Source organism: Nocardiopsis sp. NPDC058631 (assembly GCF_042716955.1).
In the GTDB taxonomy this organism is placed as follows: Bacteria; Actinomycetota; Actinomycetes; order Streptosporangiales; family Streptosporangiaceae; genus Nocardiopsis.
This window is the reverse complement of sequence record NZ_JBHXQY010000185.1, coordinates 1-4,268: the sequence shown is the minus strand read 5'-3', so window position 1 is coordinate 4,268 and position 4,268 is coordinate 1. Positions and strand designations below refer to the sequence as shown.

Sequence of the window (4,268 nt, the reverse complement as noted above, 5' to 3'; positions counted from 1 at the left end):
GCCGACTTCGACCCCGAGTCGTTCCTGGCCGGGGAGTCCTCCCCGGTGCTCTTCGGCGCCGCGCTGTCCAACTTCGGCGTCGGCCAGCTGCTGGAGACGATCGTCGACCTGGCTCCGACACCGTCCGCCAAGCCCGACGAGAAGGGTGAGCCACGTCCTGTGACACAGCCCTTCTCCGGCCAGGTGTTCAAGATGCAGGCCAACATGGACAAGAACCACCGGGACCGGATGGCGTTCCTGCGCATCAGTTCCGGCCGGTTCGACCGCGGCATGGTCCTGACCCACGCCTCCACCGGCCGCCCCTTCGCCACCAAGTACTCCCAGGCGGTGTTCGGCTCCGAGCGCTCCACCATCGACACCGCCTACCCCGGCGACGTGATCGCGCTGGTCAACGCCCAGGCGCTGGCCGTGGGCGACACCCTCTACGAGGGCCCCAAGGTGGTGTACCCGCCGATCCCCAGCTTCGCCCCCGAGCACTTCGTGGTGGCGCGGGCGGTCGACGCGGGCAAGTACAAGCAGTTCCAGCGCGGTATCGCCCAGATGGACGCCGAGGGCGTGGTGCAGGTACTGACCTCCGACGTGCGCGGCGAGCAGGCGCCGGTGCTGGCGGCAGTGGGCCCGCTCCAGTTCGACGTGGTCAAGCACCGGATGGAGCACGAGTTCCGCGCCCCGATCGAGGCCTCGCCGCTGGAGTACTCCGTGGCCAGGCGCACCGACGCCGAGTCGGCGCCCGTCCTGCACGCCCTGTCGGGGGCCGAGGTGCTGCGGCGCCGTTCCGACGGCGAGCTCCTGGTGCTGGTGCACAACAAGTGGCGCCTGAAGGTCATCGAGCGCGACCACCCCGCACTGTTCATGGAGCCGTTGCTGGCCGGAGGCGTCGAGGAATACTGACCCGTCCTCCGGCGCTTGTTCCCAGGGGTGTCGCGCGGCGCCGCGGCATGGTCGTGCGCGTGAACACCGGCCCAGCCCCCGCCGTCTTCGAGGAGTCGCGCTGTCCTCCGCGCCGTCCACCACCGACACATCCACCCCGCGCCGGTCCGCACCCAGGATCGTCGCGGCGTCCGCGCTGGTCCTGGCTCTGAGTGGTCCGGGCCAGACCGCGGGTATCGCGGTCTTCGTCGACCACGTCATCACCGACCTCGACGTCAGCCGCTCCTCCGTCTCCCTGGCCTACATGGTCGGAACCCTCGTCGGGGCTCTCGCGCTGCCCTGGATCGGCCGTGCCGTCGACCGCTTCGGGGTCCGGCGGGTCCTCGCACTCGTGGCGCTGGGCTTCGGCGGCTTCCTCGTCCTGCTGGCCGGTGCGCAGGGGCTCGTCGGTCTGACGGCCGGGTTCGTCGGGGTACGCGCCCTGGGCCAGGGCGGCATGACCATGATCGCGACCACCGCCGTCGCGATCTCGGTGACCCGCAACCGCGGGACCCTGCTGGGGTTGACCAGCTCTCTCGGCGCGGCCGGGATCTCCCTGTTCCCCCTGCTCGCGGAGCGTGTGATCGCCGTTCTGGACTGGCGGTACACCTTCGTTGCGGAGGGGGTGCTCATCTGGGTCGTCGTCCTGCCTCTGGCCTGGTGGGGGCTGCGCGGAGTCCATCGCGTCCCCCAGGAGGGCCCCACCTCCCCCGAAGGGCGCCAGGACGGAACCGAAGCGCTCTCGTGGCCGCTCCGCGCCATCGTTCGGACCTCGATGTTCTGGGCGATGGCCGGGGCCATCGCGTGCAGCGGCCTGGTCTCCACCGCCGTGTTCTTCCACCAGATCTCCGTACTCGGCGAGCAGGGGCTCACCCCCGCCCAGGCCGCAGCCAACTTCCTGCCCCAGACCGTCGCGGGCCTGGGCGCGGCACTGCTGTTCGGGACGGCCGCTGACAGGCTCTCCCCCAAGGCGCTGATGTGCGCGGCCATGGCCATGCACGCCCTGGCACTGGTCACACTGCCCCTCGTCTCCCCCGGGCTCGGCGCGCTGCTCTACGGCGCGGCGCTGGGCGCGGCGGCCTCGGGCGCACGCGCGGTGGAGAGCGCCGCGCTGCCCTTCTACTTCGGCACGGCGAGCCTGGGCACCCTGCGCGGGTTGACGCAGTCCGTCGCGGTCGCCTCCACCGCCGTCGGGCCCATCCTGCTGTCCCTGACCCACGGATGGACGGGGTCCTACCGCCCGGGGGTCATGGGACTGGCCGTCCTGTGCGCCCTCGTGGCGGTCGCGGTGTGCTTCGCCCGCAGGCCGCTCCAGCGCCGCCCGGACGTGTCGACGCCGCCAGGGCCACGCGGATGAGCAACAGATGTGAACATGCCGGAATTACACCCAAAAAATCACTTTGGGTTATCGCGACGGAAATGCGGTTGCCACCTATATCACGGCCTTGATCTGGATAAATCGCCGAACACGTTTTGTTGTGACAGTTGTCTCAGTCGCTCTACGTGACTCGTACTCTCACGTAAGGGTAAGTTTTCTATAGGTCGCTTGCCGCGCGAGAGCGTGAGGTGACCGAACTCTTCCCGGCCTGCCCCAGGGGCATGGCCGGGCCCGCGGCGACGAGGCCGCGTCCGGGGCAGCACGAGTGCCGCACCGGATCCAGGTGTCCGAACGCACCCCGACTCGCGAAAGCGCGAGTGCGTTCGACCGCACCGTCGCCGAACACCCGACCCGAACATCGCGGTCCTCGTTGTGGGCTGCCCGAACCAGATGGGTTCCATGAATCTGCCTGTGAAGACCTCTCGGTCTCTGATGTCCAAGATCCCCGCCGCCGCACAGCTGCGCGCCGACGTGCTGGCCGGCCTGGTCGTGGCGCTGGCACTGATCCCCGAGGCGATCGCCTTCTCCCTCATCGCGGGGGTCGACCCCCGCGTGGGCCTGTACGCCTCCTTCATCATGGCCGTGTCCATCGCCTTCCTGGGCGGGCGCCCCGCGATGATCTCCGCCGCCACCGGCGCCATGGCCCTGGTGGTCGCACCGCTGTCGATCGAGTACGGCGTCGACTACCTCATCGCCGCCACGATCCTGGCCGGGCTCATCCAGATCGCCCTGGGCCTGGCCGGCGTCGCCAAGCTCATGCGGTTCGTACCGCCCAGCGTCATGACCGGGTTCATCAACGCCCTGGCCATCCTCATCTTCCTGTCCCAGATGCCGTATCTGACCAGTTTCGACATCCCCATCTACGTCATGGTCGCCATCGGCCTGGGCATCATCTTCGGCCTGCCCTACCTGACCAAGCTGGTGCCCGCCCCGCTGGTCGCCATCGTCGTGCTCACCGTCGCCACCGTGGCGATGGGCATCTCCACCCGAACCGTCGGCGACGAGGGCGAACTCCCCCAGACCGTTCCGTTGCCGCTGATCCCGGACGTGCCCTTCACCCTGGACACCCTCACCCTCATCGCGCCCTACGCCCTGACCCTGGCCCTGGTGGGTCTGATGGAGTCGCTGATGACCGCCAAGGTCGTCGACGACCAGACCGAGACGTCCTCGGACCACGCCCGCGAGGCTCGCGGGCAGGGCATCGCCAACGTGCTGGTCGGCTTCTTCGGCGGCATGGCCAGCTGCGCGATGATCGGCCAGACCATGATCAACATCAAGTCCGGCGCCCGCACCCGCATCTCGACCTTCCTCGCCGGAGTGTTCCTGCTCATCCTGTGCGTGGGCCTGGGCGACATCGTGGGCATGATCCCCATGGCTGCCCTGGTCGCGGTGATGATCTTCGTGGCCGCGGTGACCTTCGACTGGCACAGCATCGCCCCCGCCACGCTCAAGCGCATGCCCTGGACCGAGACCCTGGTCATGGTCGTCACCGTCGCGGTGGTGGTCTACACCCACAACCTGGCGCTCGGAGTGATCGTGGGCGTGATCGTGTCCATGGTGCTCTTCGCCCGCAAGGCCGCGGTACACGCCGACCTGACCAGCGTGCTGGACCCCGAGGGCGGCACCCGCGTGTACTCGGTCCACGGTGAGCTGTTCTTCGCCTCCACCGGCGAACTCGTCAACCGGTTCGACTACACCGAGCCCGACCTGAAGAAGGTCGTGGTGGACATGTCCGGCGCCCACGTGTGGGACTCCTCCGCGGTGGCCGCGCTGGACCAGGTCACCGAGCACTTCCGCAAGCACGGCGTGCAGGTGGAGATCGCCGGCCTGAACGACCCCAGCAACCGACTGCACAAGGAGCTGTCGGGCACCCTGGTCGGCGGACAGGTCAGGAGGATGACGCTCATCACCGCGAAGACCACCAGGGCGGTGTTGCTGAGCATGGGGACGACCTCCTCCGAGGAGGTGAGCTCCGCGCCGA

Annotated in this window: 2 protein-coding genes and 1 pseudogene; all 3 read left to right on the top strand. The window is 69.0% G+C overall.

What is annotated here, in order from left to right; genetic code table 11:
- Positions 1–891, top strand: a pseudogene (locus tag ACFWTE_RS29745) (peptide chain release factor 3); the annotation flags it as partial.
- Positions 892–1,048: 157 nt separating this feature from the next.
- Complete coding sequence (locus tag ACFWTE_RS29740) at positions 1,049–2,266, top strand: MFS transporter (protein ID WP_378783264.1); 1,218 nt, start codon at positions 1,049–1,051, stop codon at positions 2,264–2,266.
- Positions 2,267–2,677: 411 nt separating this feature from the next.
- On the top strand, positions 2,678–4,268 hold a 1,591-nt coding region (locus ACFWTE_RS29735; RefSeq protein ID WP_378783262.1), incomplete at its 3' end, for a SulP family inorganic anion transporter.